A 15753-nucleotide genomic window follows, 5' to 3' on the forward strand; every position below is an offset into this window, starting at 1 on the left:
TTTGAAGCGGGATCAACGGGGGCGCTATGCGCAGCAACCTAGCCGGACCGCGCCTTCTGCTCCGCCGGCTTCGCGAAGTCATGGCGGAGCCGATCACGGCGCAGGAGCGACTCGACAAGATCGTGGTGTTGATCGCCTCGAACGTCGTCGCGGAAGTCTGTTCCGTTTATATCCTGCGCGCCGATGGTGTTCTCGAACTCTATGCGACCGAAGGTCTGAAGAGCGAAGCGGTCCACAATGCCTCGCTGCGCGTCGGCCAGGGTCTTGTCGGCCTGATCGCGGCCGAAGCCCGGCCGCTGAACCTGCCCAACGCCAGTGCCCACCCGGGCTTTGCCTATCTGCCGGAAACGGGTGAAGAGGCCTATAATTCCTTCCTCGGTGTGCCGATCCTGAGAGCCGGCCGCACGCTTGGCGTTCTTGTCGTCCAGAACAAGTCTCACCGAACCTATCTGGAAGACGAAGTCGAAGCGCTTCAGACGACGGCCATGGTGATTGCCGAAATGGTGGCCGCCGGCGAACTGGAAGCCATTTCCCAGAAAGCCACCGGTCTGGATCTTTCCCGGCCGATCACCTCCAACGGTGTTGGTCTTGCCGAAGGTGTCGGCCTCGGTCATGTAGTGCTGCATGAACCGCGGGTCGTCGTCACGAACCTGATCGCGGAAGATACGGACCGGGAAAAGGGGCGTCTGGAAGCTGCCATCAACCGGCTGCGGCTTTCGATCGACGATCTGCTGGCCAGCGGAGAAATCGCGGCCATCGGCGAGCACCGCGAGGTGCTGGAAGCCTACCGCATGTTCGCTTACGACCGCGGCTGGATCCGGAAGATCGAGGAAGCGATCCGCAACGGCCTGACCGCCGAGGCTGCCGTCGAAAAGGTCCAGAGCGACACGCGCGCCCGGATGCTGCGCCAGACCGATCCGTATCTGCGTGAGCGCCTGCACGACCTCGACGACCTTGCCCACAGGCTTATCCGCGAACTCATGGGCCGCGAACACGGCCCGGGCCTGGATGAATTGCCCCAGGATGCGATCGTCGTTGGCCGCAACATGGGTGCCGCAGAACTGCTGGACTACGGCCGCGACCGCATTCGCGGCCTGGTGCTGGAAGAAGGCGGCCCGACAAGCCACGTGACCATCGTTGCCAGGGCGCTCGGTATCCCGACGGTCGGACTCGTGGATGATATCGTCAGCCTGGCCGATGGCGGCGACGCGATCATCGTGGATGGCGACACCGGCGAAGTGCACTTGCGCCCGGCCGCCGATCTGGAAAACGCCTACGCGGAAAAAGTCCGCTTCCGTGCGCGGCGACAGGCCCAGTATCGTCGCCTGCGCAACAAGCCGTCCGTCACGCGGGACGGTGTCGACATCTCGCTTCAGATGAATGCGGGTCTTCTGGTCGATCTGCCGCACCTGGATGAGGCTGGCGCGGCCGGGGTAGGCCTGTTCCGCACCGAACTGCAGTTCATGGTGGCGTCTTCGTTCCCGCGCATGCGGGAGCAGCAGTCCCAGTACAGCCAGGTTCTCGATGCGGCTGCGGGCCGGCCGGTTACGTTCCGGTCGCTCGATATCGGTGGTGACAAGGTGCTGCCGTACCTGCGCTCGATCCAGGAGGAAAACCCGGCGATGGGCTGGCGCGCACTGCGCCTCGGCCTTGATCGGCCGGGCCTGCTCAGAACCCAGATCCGGGCTTTGCTGCATGCGGCCGCCGGCCGGGACCTGAAACTGATGTTCCCGATGGTTGCCGTGGTCGATGAATTCCTGCAGGCCAAATCGCTGGTGGACAAGGAAGTCAAACACCTGCGCCGCCACGGTCACGCAACGCCGGAAAACATCCGTCTGGGCGTGATGGTGGAAGTGCCTTCGCTGCTGTTCCAGCTGGAAGAGCTGATGAGCCATGTCGACTTCGTGTCTGTCGGTTCCAACGATCTGTTCCAGTTCTTCTGCGCCGTCGACCGGGGCAACACGCGTGTTGCCGACAGGTTCGACACATTGGGTGTCGGCTTCCTCCGGGCCTTGAAATCCATCGTGGATGCCGCAAATAAGGCTCATGTGCCCGTGACCCTTTGCGGAGAGCTTGCAGGCCGTCCACTTGAAGGCATGGCGTTGATAGGCCTGGGCTTCAGGGACCTTTCCATGTCGCCCGCGTCTCTTGGGCCGGTGAAAGCCATGCTTCGGACCCTTGATGCCGGTCGCCTGTCCGCCAGGTTGCTGCCGCGACTGGAGCCGGGACACGATGACAGCAACATACGGGAAGTGTTGAAGCGCTTTGCCGCCGAAACCGATGTTGCCCTTTAGCGCTAACGGGCGTAACTCACCGTCAAAGCGATAATTTCTGGAGAATCAGCGCGTATGCTGGCGCGTCACAAACTTGATACCCTGCTGGACCGGTTCGCTGAACTCGAACACATGATGTCCGCCAATCCGGATCCGGGCGCTTATGTAAAGCTGTCGCGGGAATATGCCGGACTGGAGCCGTTGGTCGGCAAAATCCGTGCGTTGATCAAGGCGGAACAGGATCTGGCCGGTGCAAAGTCACTGTTGCAGGATCCGTCCTCCGACGCGGAAATGCGCGAACTTGCCGAAATGGAGCGCGACGAGCTGGAAGAGCGCGTCGAAGAACTGGCCCAGGATGTACGCATCGGGCTGTTGCCGAAGGACGAGGCGGACTCCAACGATGCCATCCTGGAAGTGCGGGCAGGGACCGGCGGCGACGAGGCGGCTCTCTTTGCTGGAGATCTCTTCCGCATGTACCAGCGTTATGCCGAACTTCAGGGCTGGAAGGTGGAAATCCTGTCTGCCAGCGAAGGTGAAGTCGGCGGCTACAAGGAAGTGATCGCGTCCGTTTCCGGCGACAACGTTTTTGCCAAGATGAAATTCGAGTCCGGTGTTCACCGGGTGCAACGGGTGCCCGCGACCGAGTCGGGCGGACGTATTCATACGTCGGCGGCAACCGTTGCCGTGCTGCCTCAGGCGGAGGACGTCGATATCGACGTTCAGGAGAGCGACTTGAGGATCGACACCTATCGCGCATCCGGCGCAGGTGGGCAGCACGTCAACACGACCGATTCTGCAGTGCGCATCACGCACTTGCCGACGGGTATCGTCGTTGCCGTTCAGGACGAACGCTCGCAGCACAAGAACAAGGCGCGAGCCATGCAGCTTCTGCGGGCGCGCATCTATGACGAGGAGCGCGAGCGGGCTGCGAGCGAGCGGACCGAAGCCCGGCGGTTGCAGGTAGGGTCCGGCGATCGGTCCGAGCGGATCCGCACCTACAACTACCCGCAGGGCCGCGTGACGGATCATCGTATCGGTTTGACGCTCTACAAGCTGGAGCAGATCCTTTCGGGGGAAGCACTTGGCGAAGTCATCGAGCCGTTGATCCTGGACCACCAGGCCAATCTTCTGGCAACCGAAGAGGCCTGAGGTGACCATCGGCCAGCTTTACCGGTCCGTGCGCGACCGGTTTCGGGTGGCCGGTTTGCCGACACCGGAACTGGATGCAAGGCTTCTGGTCAGCGCGGCGCTCGAGCTGCCCCTGTCGGATCTTGTCTTTCGAGAACAGGAAGAGGCAGCACCTGGTGCGGCCGAACTTGCAGAGGCCCATGCGCGGAAACGCCTGGATGGGATGCCCGTCGGCCGGATACTCGGAGAACGGGATTTCTACGGCCGGCGATTTCATTTGAACGAGGCAACGCTGGAGCCCCGGCCGGACACTGAAACCCTGATCGATGCCGTGCTGGAAAGATGTGCTCCTGAAGAAGCACCGTTTATCTGCGATATCGGCACGGGTACGGGAGCGATCGCCGTCACGTTGCTGGCCGAGTTGCCCCGAAGCCGGATGATCGCGGTGGACCTGTCGGAACAGGCGCTTGAATGTGCTGCAGGCAACGCGTCTCTGCACGGCGTGGAAGACCGGTTTCTTCCCGTGCGGGCGGACTATACCTCCGCCCTGCGACCGGAAAGCGGCTTCGACTGGGTTGTCAGCAACCCGCCCTATATCCGCAGCGCTGTCCTCGCCGAGCTGTCGCGCGAAGTGATTCAGCATGACCCGAAGCTTGCTCTTGATGGCGGTGAGGACGGCCTGACAGCCTATGTTCGTATTGTCGGGGATGCTGTGAAGCTGCTGCGTCCGGGCGGTTGGATCGCTCTCGAAATCGGCTTCGATCAAGGAGAGGATCTGGAAAAACAGCTGCGTCATCATGGCTTTGTAGAGATTGAAATCATTAAAGATCTTTCCGGAAACGACCGTGTTGTGGTGGGGCGCAGGCTCTAATTTTGCGGATTTGATCCAAAGGCGAAAAAGCACTTGGAAATCGCAACGGAAACGGGTACGTTCCTCTTGCCGAGACCGGAAATGTTATCAGCGTTTAGCGGGGCATGCGCATCCGGCAGCTGGGAACCGGCGCAACTTCAGCGTTTTGGAAACCGTTGCAAATCGGACTATCCGGTGTTTCGGACTGTCGAAGAAAAAGACAATCGCGTTGGCCATCGGCCTTTAGCGCGCTGCGTATGTTTTCAATGACAGCCGCTAACCAGCATTGTTGGTTTCGGCAGGTATTTCGTGTCGGTTTTAGGCAATTCCGATGTTGGGTCAGCGTCAAGCTGACCGCCGTTCCTTAAGAGAAAACGGCAGGATGAGACCAGGTAATCAAAGCAATAAGCGTATGCGCGGACGGGGCCGCAAGGGCCCAAATCCGTTAACCCGGACTTACGAATCAAACGGTCCTGATGTGAAAATCCGCGGTACTGCGATGCACGTTGCAGAGAAGTACCAGCAGCTTGCACGGGATGCCCAGGCATCCGGCGACCGGGTGATGTCCGAGAACTATAACCAGCATGCGGAGCACTATCTGCGCATTGTGGCTGCCGCGCAGCCGCAACAGCAGCCGATGGCGCATGCCTCTTCCCGCAACGAAGCCGAAGACGGTTTCGAAGCCGCGGCAACGAATGGCTCAGGCCACTCCAATGGCGCAGAACGGTCTTCCCAGGACGTGTCCTCCTCGGACAACGACCTGATGGATGCCGACAGCCCGCAGCCTTTCATCGACGACATGCCTGTCATCGATCAGGAAGGTAAGGTCAACGGCGCTTCCCAGAAGGCAGAGAAAGCCGAAGCCGGCGACGACGAAGCGGACGAAAAGCCGCGCCGCCGCCCCCGGACACCTCGTGCGCGCACGCCGCGCCGGGCTTCCGGTGATCAGGCTGACGCAGGCCAGGCCACGGCGGAAGCCGCGGAGGGTGCTGAAGCTTCTGGCGGTTCCGACGAAGAGGATCAGCCGAAACCGCGCCGCCGGGTCGCGCGCCCGCGTCGTGCCAAGGCGGCTGAAGAGGCTCCGGCCGAGGCTCCTGCCGGAGAATGATCCGGTAGATAGTCAGCCTCGATAAAGCTGAAACAGATAAAACGGCGTCCATGATGGGCGCCGTTTTTTGTTTGGCTTGCAGACATCCGTTCCGGACGGCACAGAATAAGATGCCGCAGGGGCTTTTGTGGTGAATATGCAACACTATATTAGAGGAGCAGCACTGCAAAAGGCTGTGCGGATGCCCGTATCAGGGGTCCGTATTCCAGATCGTTCCCCACGCTTCGGGTGGTGCGGACGGGTAGGAGGTAACTTATGAACTTTGAAAAATACACTGAGCGTGCGCGCGGTTTTGTTCAGTCCGCTCAGACCTTTGCCTTGGGGCGGGGCCATCAGCAATTCGCACCTGAACACATCCTGAAGGTTCTTCTGGATGATCCCGAAGGCATGGCCAGTGGTCTGATTGACCGTGCCGGCGGCAACGCCAAGGCATTGAAGGGCGATCTTGAGGGCCTTCTGGACAAGATGCCGAAAGTTTCCGGTGGGTCCGGACAGCTCTACATGGGCCAGGCAACCGCACGCCTGTTCGAGCAGGCCGAGAAGATCGCCGACAAGGCCGGAGACAGTTTCGTCACCGTGGAGCGGCTTCTGCTCGCCCTTGCCATGGACAGCGAAAGCGAGACCGGCAAGCTGATGAAACGGCACGGCATAACGCCAAACGGACTGAACGAGGCAATCAACCAGCTTCGCCAGGGCCGGACGGCCGATACCGCGACTGCCGAAAACCAGTATGACGCGCTGAAGAAATTCGCTCGGGATCTGACCCAGGTTGCCCGGGAAGGCAAACTCGACCCGGTGATCGGCCGTGACGAGGAAATCCGCCGGACCATCCAGGTTCTGTCGCGCCGTACCAAGAACAACCCGGTTCTGATTGGTGAACCAGGGGTCGGCAAGACTGCGATTGCCGAGGGCCTTGCGCTGCGCATCGTCAATGGCGATGTGCCGGAATCGCTCAAGGACAAGCAGCTTCTTGCGCTCGACATGGGCTCGCTGATTGCCGGTGCGAAATACCGGGGTGAGTTCGAGGAGCGCCTGAAGGGGGTTCTGTCCGAAGTCCAGGCGGCCGCGGGCAAGGTAATCCTGTTCATCGACGAGATGCACACGCTGGTTGGAGCCGGCAAGGCGGATGGGGCCATGGATGCCTCCAACCTCTTGAAGCCTGCTCTGGCGCGCGGCGAGCTGCACTGTGTCGGTGCGACGACGCTGGACGAATACCGCAAGCACGTCGAAAAGGATGCCGCTCTGGCGCGCCGGTTCCAGCCGGTGTTCGTGAGCGAGCCGACGGTCGAGGACACGGTTTCGATCCTTCGCGGGATCAAGGAGAAGTACGAACTCCATCACGGTGTCCGTATCACCGACAGTGCCATCGTCTCGGCAGCGTCTCTTTCCAACCGCTACATCACCGACCGGTTCCTGCCGGACAAGGCGATCGATCTTGTGGACGAAGCCGCCAGCCGGCTGCGGATGCAGGTCGACAGCAAGCCGGAGGAACTGGACGAACTGGATCGCCGGATCATCCAGCTCAAGATCGAGCGCGAGGCGCTGAAGGCAGAAAGCGACGAAGCTTCAAAGGATCGTCTGTCCAGGCTCGAGAAGGAGCTGACGGATCTGGAAGAAAAGTCGCAGGCACTCAGCAACCGCTGGCAGGGCGAGAAGGAAAAGCTGAACCTTGAACAGAAGATCAAGGAACAGCTGGAACAGGCCCGCATCGACCTGGAAATCGCGCAGCGTCGCGGTGATCTGGCCAAGGCTGGTGAGCTTGCCTACGGCGTGGTTCCGGAGCTGGAGCGCAAACTCGCCGAAGCGGAAGCTTCAGAGGATGCCGATGCCATGGTCGATGAGGCCGTGACGCCGGCTCACATTGCCCAGGTCGTTTCGAAGTGGACCGGAATTCCGGTCGACAAGATGCTGGAAGGCGAGCGCGAAAAGCTGCTTCAGATGGAAGACATGCTGGCGAACCGGGTCATTGGCCAGGCAGAAGCCATTCATGCGGTTTCCACTGCGGTGCGCCGGGCGCGTGCCGGTCTGCAGGATCCGAACAGGCCGATTGGCTCGTTCATGTTCCTCGGACCGACCGGTGTCGGCAAGACCGAGCTGACCAAGGCACTTGCGTCGTTCCTCTTCGATGACGACAGCGCAATGGTGCGGATCGATATGTCGGAATACATGGAGAAGCACTCCGTTTCCCGTCTGATCGGCGCGCCTCCCGGCTATGTCGGATACGAGGAAGGTGGTGCGTTGACGGAAGCCGTTCGGCGACGCCCGTATCAGGTCGTGCTTTTCGACGAAATCGAAAAGGCGCATAGCGACGTGTTCAACGTGCTGTTGCAGGTTCTGGACGACGGTCGGCTGACCGATGGTCAGGGCCGGACGGTCGACTTCCGCAACACGCTGATCATCATGACCTCGAACCTGGGGGCCGAGTATCTGGTCAACCAGCCGGAAGGTCAGGATACGGATGCCGTTCGCGACGAGGTGATGAGCGCCGTGCGGGGTCATTTCCGTCCGGAGTTCCTGAACCGTCTCGATGAGATCGTGCTGTTCCATCGCCTGCAGCGGGCGCAGATGGCCGATATCGTCAAGATCCAGCTGGAGCGCCTGCGGGCTCTCCTCAGCGATCGCAAGATCACGCTGAAACTGGACGACGGCGCTCTCGGTTGGCTGGCTCAGAAGGGCTACGACCCAGCCTATGGAGCGAGGCCGCTGAAACGGGTGATCCAGAAGGACGTTCAGGATCCTCTCGCCGAAAAGCTGCTTGCCGGTGAAATCCTCGACGGCCAGACGGTGGATGTCACGGCTGGGTCAGACCGCCTGATGTTCCAGGTGGAAGGTTCGGAAAGCGCAGCCGCCTGATCTGAGGCAAGCTGAAAGATATGAAAAGGAAACCCGCGGAAGGACACTTCCGCGGGTTTTTCGTTTTGTGGCTCGATTGGCCCGGGCATTTGCGTTTTGTCAAACGGGCTCGCGAAAAGCTGTGGTATTCATATATTCATAAATGTGAAACAAGAGCCGCGCTTCGGTGAAACCCCAGGGCGGCTGATCCGATCAAGGAGACTCAGATGACAGTCGATCGTGCAGTCATGATGTTTGCAGGTGCCATGGTGCTCTTGTCCCTGGCGCTGGGGTTTTACGTTTCGTCCTACTGGTATCTGCTCAACGCCTTTGTCGGCTTGAACCTGATGCAGGCATCCGTCACCGGCTTTTGTCCGGCAGCAATCATTTTCAAGAAGCTCGGCATGAAACCGGGAGTGGCCTTCTCGTAAGGTGGAGGACAAGATGAGACGCGGTATCTTCATTTTCTTTCTTTTGACGCTGGCTGCAGCGTCGGGTGCCGCGCCGGTGGCTCGTGCCGGTGAATTTCTGGCCGAGCCGATCACCGTACCGGAAACCAAGGCGGTATTTGCCGAGGTCAAAAGCCGGACGGTCGTTCCTGCCCGCGCCCGCATTGGCGGAACCATCAAGACAATTTCCGTGCGCGAGGGCGATGTCGTGTCAGCTGACCAGGTCATTGCCCTGGTCGTTGACGAGAAAATTGCACTCGAGCTGGGGGCGGCGGAGGCCCGGATCGAGGTTCTGCGCTCCCAGCTTCACAATGCCCGCACCGAGTTGGAGCGTGTGGAGCAACTGGTTGCCCGTGGCAGCGCGGCACAAAGCCGGCTGGACCAGGTGCGCACACAATTCGATGTTGTCACCAACCAGACAGTCGCGGCGGAATCGGAGATGGCGGTCGTACGCCAGCGCGCCAGCGAAGGCGAGATCCTGGCCCCCAATGCCGGACGCGTTCTGACAGTGCCGGTCACGGAAGGCTCGGTCATTCTGCCGGGTGAGGAAGTCGCCCGGATTGCCAGCGGCCGATACTTCCTGCGTCTCTCCATCCCGGAGCGTCATGCCGCCCAAATAACCTCAGGGGCGAAAGTCCTGCTGGGTGGACGTGGTCTTGAGCCCGAGCCAGAGTCTGCGGAGACCGGGAGCACCGCAACCCGGCAAACCTTCGGAACGATCGTGAAGGTCTATCCTGAAATTACCGAAGGCCGGGTGACGGCGGATGTCGATGTCGATGGCCTGGGAGACTATTTCGTCAATGAACGCACCCTTGTTCATGTGCCCGTTGGCGAGCGTCAGGTCATTGCGGTGCCGGAAGCTGCTCTTTCGATCCGGCATGGTGTCGATTATGTGCAGGTCGCCGTTGCGGCTGGCACCCAGGATGTCGCCGTGGTTCCAGGCGCAAATGTTCTTCACGACGGGACGGTTCTGGTCGAAATCCTGACAGGACTGCGTGCCGGTGATCGGGTGATGGTGCCATGAAACTCGGTCTTGCCGGATGGCTGACCCGATCCTTCATCGGGTCACCGCTCACCCCGCTGTTCCTGATGGCTTCCCTTGCCCTCGGGCTGATTGCTCTTGTCGCCCTGCCACGTGAAGAAGAACCGCAAATCTCCGTGCCTATGGTCGATATTCATGTGGAAGCCAACGGCCTCAATGCGGATGATGCGGTCAAACTGGTGACGGAACCGCTGGAGACGATCGTCAAGGCGATCGATGGTGTCGAGCATATCTATTCCCAGACCCAGGACGACCGTGTGCTGGTAACGGCACGGTTTCTCGTCGGGACCGACGCGGACGCTGCCATCTTGCGCGTGCACGAAAAGATCCGCGCCAACATGGACCGGATCCCCGTCGGCATTCCGGAGCCATTGATTGTTGGCCGGGGTATTGATGATGTCGCCATTGTCGTCGTTACGCTGACACCGACACCGGGGGGCGCCGAACGGTGGACGGCAAACGGTTTGACCCGGATCGCGCGTGAACTTCAGACCGAAATCGCCAAGCTCTCGGACATCGGTCTCACGTTCATCGTCGGGGAGCAGCCGGAAGCCATTCGCGTTGAACCTGACCCGGAAAAACTGTCGCTTTACGGAATCACGCTGCAGCAGCTGGCTGCCAAGATCGAGGGCGCCAACAAGTCCTTCCGCGCAGGCTATGTCCGGGAGGCCGGAGAGCAGCGCGTTCTGGTCGCAGGGGAGACGTTGCAATCGGCCGAAGAGATCGGAAATCTCTTCCTGACCGCTCGTGATGCCCGGCCCGTTTATGTGCGTGATGTCGCCCGCATCGACCTTGCCACTCAACCGGCAGAGCACAGGGTCGCCCATATTCGCAAGCAAGATGGAGCATTGACCTTGGCCCCGGCGGTGTCGCTGGCCATTGGCAAACGACCGGGCACCAATGCGGTGGTGATTTCCGATGAAATCGTTTCACGGCTTGAAGCAATTCGCGGAGATCTCTTTCCCGAAGGCGTGGATATGGAGATCACCCGGAACTACGGTGAGACCGCCAATGAAAAAGCCAATGAACTGCTGTTCCATCTTGGGCTTGCGACAGTCTCCATTGTCGTCCTGATCGCACTGGCGATCGGGTGGCGCGAAGCGCTGGTGACGCTTGTGGTGATCCCGACGACGATCCTGCTCACGCTCTTTGCAGCCTATCTGATGGGCTACACCATCAACCGTGTCAGCCTGTTTGCCCTGATCTTTTCCATCGGCATCCTGGTGGACGACGCCATCGTGGTGATCGAGAACATCGCCCGGCACTGGGGCATGTCGGATGATCGCAGCCGGACGCAAGCCGCGGTGGAAGCGGTGGCGGAAGTCGGCAATCCGACCATCATCGCAACGCTGACGGTCATCGTCGCCCTTTTGCCGATGCTGTTCGTTTCAGGCTTGATGGGCCCCTATATGGCGCCGATTCCTGCCAATGCTTCGGCAGCGATGCTGTTTTCGTTCTTTGTTGCCGTGATGCTGACACCCTGGCTGATGATGAAATTCGCTGGCCGCGGCGGAGGCCATTCCCATGCGCCTGCGGCACATGGCGGGGCTCTGGGTCGTATTTACGTGAAGGTCGCCAGACCGTTGATCGGTTCGCGCCTGCGCGCCTGGGGCTTTCTGCTGATCGTCGGCGTCTGCACAATCGGTTCGCTTGCGCTGTTCTATACCACCGACGTTACGGTGAAACTGCTTCCATTCGACAACAAGGCGGAGCTGCAGGTGCTTGCCGATCTGCCGGAAGGGTCTTCGGTCGAGGACACGGACAGGGTTCTTCAGGAAATTGTCGCCCGTTTGGGAGAGGTGCCTGAAATCCTGTCGTTCCAGACCTATGCCGGCACTGCATCGCCTTTCAATTTCAACGGACTGGTTCGCCACTACTATCTGCGGGCACTGCCTGAACAGGGTGACGTGCAGATCAATCTCACCGAGAAGGGGGAGCGGGACCGGACAAGTCATGACATCGCGCTGGATATCCGCGAGATGCTGGCAGGTCTCGACCTACCCGCCGGTACCGTGTTGAAGGTGGTGGAGCCGCCCCCGGGGCCGCCGGTTCTGGCGACGCTGCTTGCGGAAATCTATGGGCCCGATGCCGAAACCAGGCGCGCGGTTGCAAGCAAGGTTCGCCAGGCCTTCGAGGACGTGCCGTTCATCGTGGATGTAGACGATTCCTTTGGAACCCAGGCCGACCGGGTGCGCATCGCCATCGATCAGGACCGGCTTGAATATCACCGGGTCGAGCAGGGCGATGTCTTCGACACCGTCCGGCGCCTCTATGGTGGAACGGAGGTCGGTTATTCGCACCGCGGCCGGGCGCGTTATCCGATCCCGATCCGGATCCATCTAGCCAGGGGCGACATGGTGATCGGTGAAGCGGTGCTTGCAACGCCGGTGCCGGCCAATGCATTGCCTGGAGGCCGGGGCGTGATCGAACTTGGCGACGTGGTGACGGTTCGCAGGGAAAAGACATCCTTTCCGGTGTTCCGCCACAACGGGCGCGCGGTTGAAATGGTAACCGGCGAACTGGCAGGCGCGTTCGAAGCACCGGTTTACGGGATGCTGGCGGTTGGACAAAAGATCCAGGACATGGATTGGGGACCTGACGGTGAACCGGTGATCTCGTTCCATGGTCAGCCCGAAGACGAAACGCGGCCAACCCTGCTCTGGGATGGCGAGTGGGAAGTCACTTGGGTCACTTTCCGGGACATGGGAGGTGCCTTCATGGTGGCGATCCTGGGCATTTACTTCCTGGTGGTGGCCCAGTTCGGTTCCTTCAAACTGCCGCTCGTGATCCTGACGCCAATTCCGCTGACGCTGATCGGCATCATGCTGGGGCACTGGCTGTTTGCTGCGCCATTCACGGCGACATCGATGATCGGCTTCATTGCGCTTGCCGGCATCATCGTGCGCAACTCCATATTGCTGGTCGATTTCATCCAGCATTCGCGCACGCCCGACAAACCGCTTCTGGACGTTCTGCTGGAAGCCGGGGCAATCCGCTTCAAGCCGATCCTGTTGACAGCGCTTGCCGCCATGATCGGCGCTGCAGTTATCCTGACCGATCCGATTTTTCAGGGGCTGGCGATTTCGCTGCTGTTCGGTCTGGCATCATCGACGATCCTGACGGTTCTGGTGATCCCGGCGATCTACATGGCTCTGCGCCGCGACCAGGCACGACAGAAGGAAGTTTCGGAAGCTGGATGAGCGGCAGGTTGATTGTCGCCGGCGCAAAGCTGGTGCCGGTCCCTCAGGCGGTGATTGAATGATCGAAGCCTGTCTGGAGTGTAGGCATGAACAAGTTCGGCCGGGGCACGAAGGCCCCGGCCGAACTTTGTTTTTCAGGAGCGTCAGTTGATGGCAGCGATCCGCGACGGCTTGCGGACACGGTCCAGCAAGGTGTCGACGCGGTAGCGCTCGGTTTCGAACGCTGTGCGCATTTCACCATCCAGGGTACGGCCCTTCGGCAGCTTGATACGCATCGGATCCATGTAACGGCCGTTGACGAGCACTTCATAGTGCAGGTGCGGGCCTGTCGACAGGCCGGTGGAGCCGACATATCCGATGATCTGGCCCTGGGTGACCTTGGATCCTTCACGGATGCCGCTGCCAAAACCACTCATGTGGTTATAGGTCGTGGTGTAGCCGTTCGTGTGCTGCAGCTCGATACGGCGGCCATAGCCGGAGCTCCAGCCGGCCTTGACGATTGTGCCGTTCCCGGCCGCCATGATCGGCGTTCCGCGCGACGCAGACCAGTCCACACCGCGGTGCATCTTGGTGTAGCCATGGATCGGGTGGCGGCGCATGCCGAAACCGGAGCGGAACTTGCCGCCATTGAGCGGCTTGCGGATAAGAAACTTCTTGGCGCTCTGACCGGTGTCATCATAGAAATCGGTCACGCCGTCGTCTGGCGTGCGGAACCGGTAGAATTCCCGTGTGGTGTTGCCGGTGTTGAGCGCGGCATACAGGATCTTCGGCGGGCTGTTGTCGTCGCCGTCGGTGAAGAACAGCTCAAGGGCGTCGCCCGGCTGGACCCGCGCATTGAAGTCGACGTCAAAGGAGAACATGCGCACCAGATCGTTAATGATCTCTTCAGGCATGTCCTGTTCGAGAGCCGTCTGGTAGAGGCTGTCGTAGATTGCCGGGGTCGGGCCACCGTAGGAAACACGGTCGGCTTCTTCAAAGGCATCAGCAAGGAACGTGCTCGGTTCCTTGGCCTCAATATAGGCGCCGCTGTCCGAGCGGGCCACCGTAGCGCGGTGCTCCGTGTTCTCATAGAGGCTGACGCGTTCAGGACGCATCCGCTCCAGGTCGTCCGGCGACGGTGCATAGGCGATCCGCAATCTTTGTCCTTCAGTCAGGTCCGAAATGCCGAACAGGCTTGAGAAGGCGGTCGAGATTGCAAGTGCTTCATCTTCGGTCGCGTCATAATCCATCATGACGTCGACCAGATCCTGGTCCTTGGTAACGGGAACGATGCTTTCGTCCATTCCGGCAAAGCGGATGTCCTCATCCTGTTTGGACACGAACGAAACATTCTCCGGCGTGATGCGCACGGCGTAGCGTTCCAGGTCGGGCTGCAGGGCGAGATTGAAATCGAAGCGGCCCGGATCAACCAGGGATTTCGCCGCCATTTCGACAGCGTCAATAGAAAGAGTGCGCGCGGTTTCGCGAACGGCAAGCTCAACTTCGGTTTCGGACGGCGTCCGGTCGAGGTCTATGTCCCCGCTGGAAGACGGGAAGGGGGCAAGCGAAATGCTGACTTCGCTTTCCAGCTTTGCGCCATAGATGGAATCGGCTGGAAGCGGAGTGCCGGTTTCGGCAACACTGATGCCGCCATCATCATCGTTATTGTCCGCGAACATGTTCAACGGATTGAACGGGGGAATGCGCTCCGCGAGTTCCGGATCCTTGCGGGTCGCAAGCGTTGCGCTGACGAAGACATGCGGCTGGACCCGAATATGATCCCTGTCCCCTTCGCGGGTGACCACATTAACGTCGATGACATGCTTGCTGGAATATTCGGCTGCGGTGCGCAGGACGCGATCGCCCTTGGCGCCACCGCTGGACAGGGCAAAGCCGTTCAGAAATGCACCGGAAGAGGGCGCGGCTTCCACACTGTATTGACCGTCGAGTGCCGCCATGAGGGCTCCACCCATCAATACGAGTGAAGTGACGCCTGTCAGGACGGTACCTGCAAACCAGCGCAAAGACACCTGCCGACGGTCGGACATGCCACTGCGGCCTTCGTAGCCGCGCAGCGGCGGCTCTTCACCTAACTCTATACGTAGGGTCTGCGCGCTATGGAAGGGCCCCAAATGCATTAATACCTGTCCGGTCCTTTTAAGCTATCGCGTGAATCCGAAGCCCGCAGCCCTGGGCCACGGCCAGTATGTTTCAGCGGTGCTAAACATAACAGATCCTGCTACATGCAGTGTTTGATTTAAATCGTCAATTGTTTCTGCACGGATGCCCACGAGGAGAACCGCTTCGAGGTGGTGGGTTACGAGCAGAATTTGTCGGTTCTGTGGTCGCAATAGGGCTACGTGTCTTCTTTATAAGGGGGCTCATACGGGAGGCTGTGGGCATTCCCGTATTCCCGGAGCAAAAAAGACAATAAGAAATCGAAAAAATTCGCGGGAGAAGACGAGGCTCCGGGACTAAATCGATGATTTAGATAAGGGAATCCGTAGGTTTCGGCTTGTGTGAATCTTTTTTGACAAAGAGTGTTGACTCATCTTCAGGCCATGCGTATAACGCCCTCCATCGACGGCGGCGCCGCCAACACGGCGCTCCTCGCTGTTGGTTCTACCAAACAACTTTGCCGCATCGACCTGGCAACAGGGAAGTGGTTCGGCGTCTTTGGTTGAAGGCTTTCAGGCCGCATTTGCTGACTGGCGAATGGTTCTTTGACAATTTGATTATTGAAGGAAGGGAAGCGTAGGCGGCGTTGGCCTTGCGATCATCGGATGTTTTCGGATGTCTGATGGTTTTAAGGAGTTACGCAGGTACGCTGATCTTTCAAACAAGGAAGCCGATTGGGTCTGATGGATTTCGGTCTGTTGGATTTGATTGAGC

At 60.0% G+C, this 15753-nt stretch carries 9 protein-coding genes; 8 read left to right on the forward strand and 1 reads right to left on the reverse strand.

What is annotated here, in order from left to right:
- The first annotated feature begins 26 nt into the window (after window positions 1-26).
- The 8 genes from ptsP to HCG46_RS23465 all read left to right on the forward strand — a co-directional run bounded on the left by ptsP (window position 27) and on the right by HCG46_RS23465 (window position 12882).
- On the forward strand, window positions 27-2294 hold the full coding sequence (ptsP, locus tag HCG46_RS23430) for a phosphoenolpyruvate--protein phosphotransferase (protein WP_023002989.1): 2268 nt from the start codon (window positions 27-29) through the stop codon (window positions 2292-2294).
- 54 nt (window positions 2295-2348) lie between these two features.
- Window positions 2349-3422, forward strand: coding sequence for a peptide chain release factor 1 (gene prfA, locus HCG46_RS23435; protein ID WP_055659594.1), 1074 nt, complete (start codon window positions 2349-2351; stop codon window positions 3420-3422).
- A 1-nt stretch (window position 3423) separates the two neighbouring features.
- Window positions 3424-4272: a peptide chain release factor N(5)-glutamine methyltransferase gene (gene prmC / locus HCG46_RS23440; protein ID WP_055659591.1), complete on the forward strand. Its 849-nt coding sequence runs from the start codon at window positions 3424-3426 to the stop codon at window positions 4270-4272.
- Between the two features lie 391 nt (window positions 4273-4663).
- Complete coding sequence (locus HCG46_RS23445; RefSeq protein ID WP_088665257.1) at window positions 4664-5359, forward strand: DUF4167 domain-containing protein; 696 nt, start codon at window positions 4664-4666, stop codon at window positions 5357-5359.
- Between the two features lie 255 nt (window positions 5360-5614).
- Entirely contained in the window at window positions 5615-8212 is a 2598-nt protein-coding gene (clpB, locus tag HCG46_RS23450) for an ATP-dependent chaperone ClpB (protein ID WP_168687528.1), read from the forward strand.
- A gap of 206 nt (window positions 8213-8418) precedes the next feature.
- On the forward strand, window positions 8419-8622 hold the full coding sequence (locus HCG46_RS23455) for a DUF2892 domain-containing protein (RefSeq protein ID WP_023002994.1): 204 nt from the start codon (window positions 8419-8421) through the stop codon (window positions 8620-8622).
- Between the two features lie 13 nt (window positions 8623-8635).
- A complete protein-coding gene (locus tag HCG46_RS23460; RefSeq protein ID WP_168687529.1) occupies window positions 8636-9664 on the forward strand; it encodes an efflux RND transporter periplasmic adaptor subunit in 1029 nt (342 codons plus the stop codon).
- Window positions 9661-12882 (forward strand): efflux RND transporter permease subunit, encoded by a 3222-nt coding sequence (locus tag HCG46_RS23465; RefSeq protein ID WP_168687530.1) that lies wholly within the window; start codon window positions 9661-9663, stop codon window positions 12880-12882. Before HCG46_RS23460 ends, HCG46_RS23465 begins: the two co-directional genes overlap by 4 nt.
- A 143-nt stretch (window positions 12883-13025) precedes the next feature.
- Here HCG46_RS23465 and HCG46_RS23470 read toward each other — a convergent pair whose 3' ends face one another.
- Window positions 13026-14999 (reverse strand): M23 family metallopeptidase, encoded by a 1974-nt coding sequence (locus HCG46_RS23470; RefSeq protein WP_031270257.1) that lies wholly within the window; start codon window positions 14997-14999, stop codon window positions 13026-13028.
- Window positions 15000-15753 lie beyond the last annotated feature (754 nt).

Origin of the sequence: Labrenzia sp. PO1 (genome assembly GCF_012273635.1) — a bacterium.
Classification (GTDB): Bacteria; Pseudomonadota; Alphaproteobacteria; order Rhizobiales; family Stappiaceae; genus Roseibium; species Roseibium algicola.

Coding starts and splice junctions, on each gene's coding strand:
- HCG46_RS23465 (WP_168687530.1), top strand. CDS start 9,661: ATGAAACTCGGTCTTGCCGGATGGCTGACCCGATCCTTCATCGGGTCA.
- HCG46_RS23470 (WP_031270257.1), bottom strand. CDS start 14,999: ATGCATTTGGGGCCCTTCCATAGCGCGCAGACCCTACGTATAGAGTTA.
- prfA (WP_055659594.1), top strand. CDS start 2,349: ATGCTGGCGCGTCACAAACTTGATACCCTGCTGGACCGGTTCGCTGAA.
- ptsP (WP_023002989.1), top strand. CDS start 27: ATGCGCAGCAACCTAGCCGGACCGCGCCTTCTGCTCCGCCGGCTTCGC.
- clpB (WP_168687528.1), top strand. CDS start 5,615: ATGAACTTTGAAAAATACACTGAGCGTGCGCGCGGTTTTGTTCAGTCC.
- HCG46_RS23455 (WP_023002994.1), top strand. CDS start 8,419: ATGACAGTCGATCGTGCAGTCATGATGTTTGCAGGTGCCATGGTGCTC.
- HCG46_RS23445 (WP_088665257.1), top strand. CDS start 4,664: ATGCGCGGACGGGGCCGCAAGGGCCCAAATCCGTTAACCCGGACTTAC.
- HCG46_RS23460 (WP_168687529.1), top strand. CDS start 8,636: ATGAGACGCGGTATCTTCATTTTCTTTCTTTTGACGCTGGCTGCAGCG.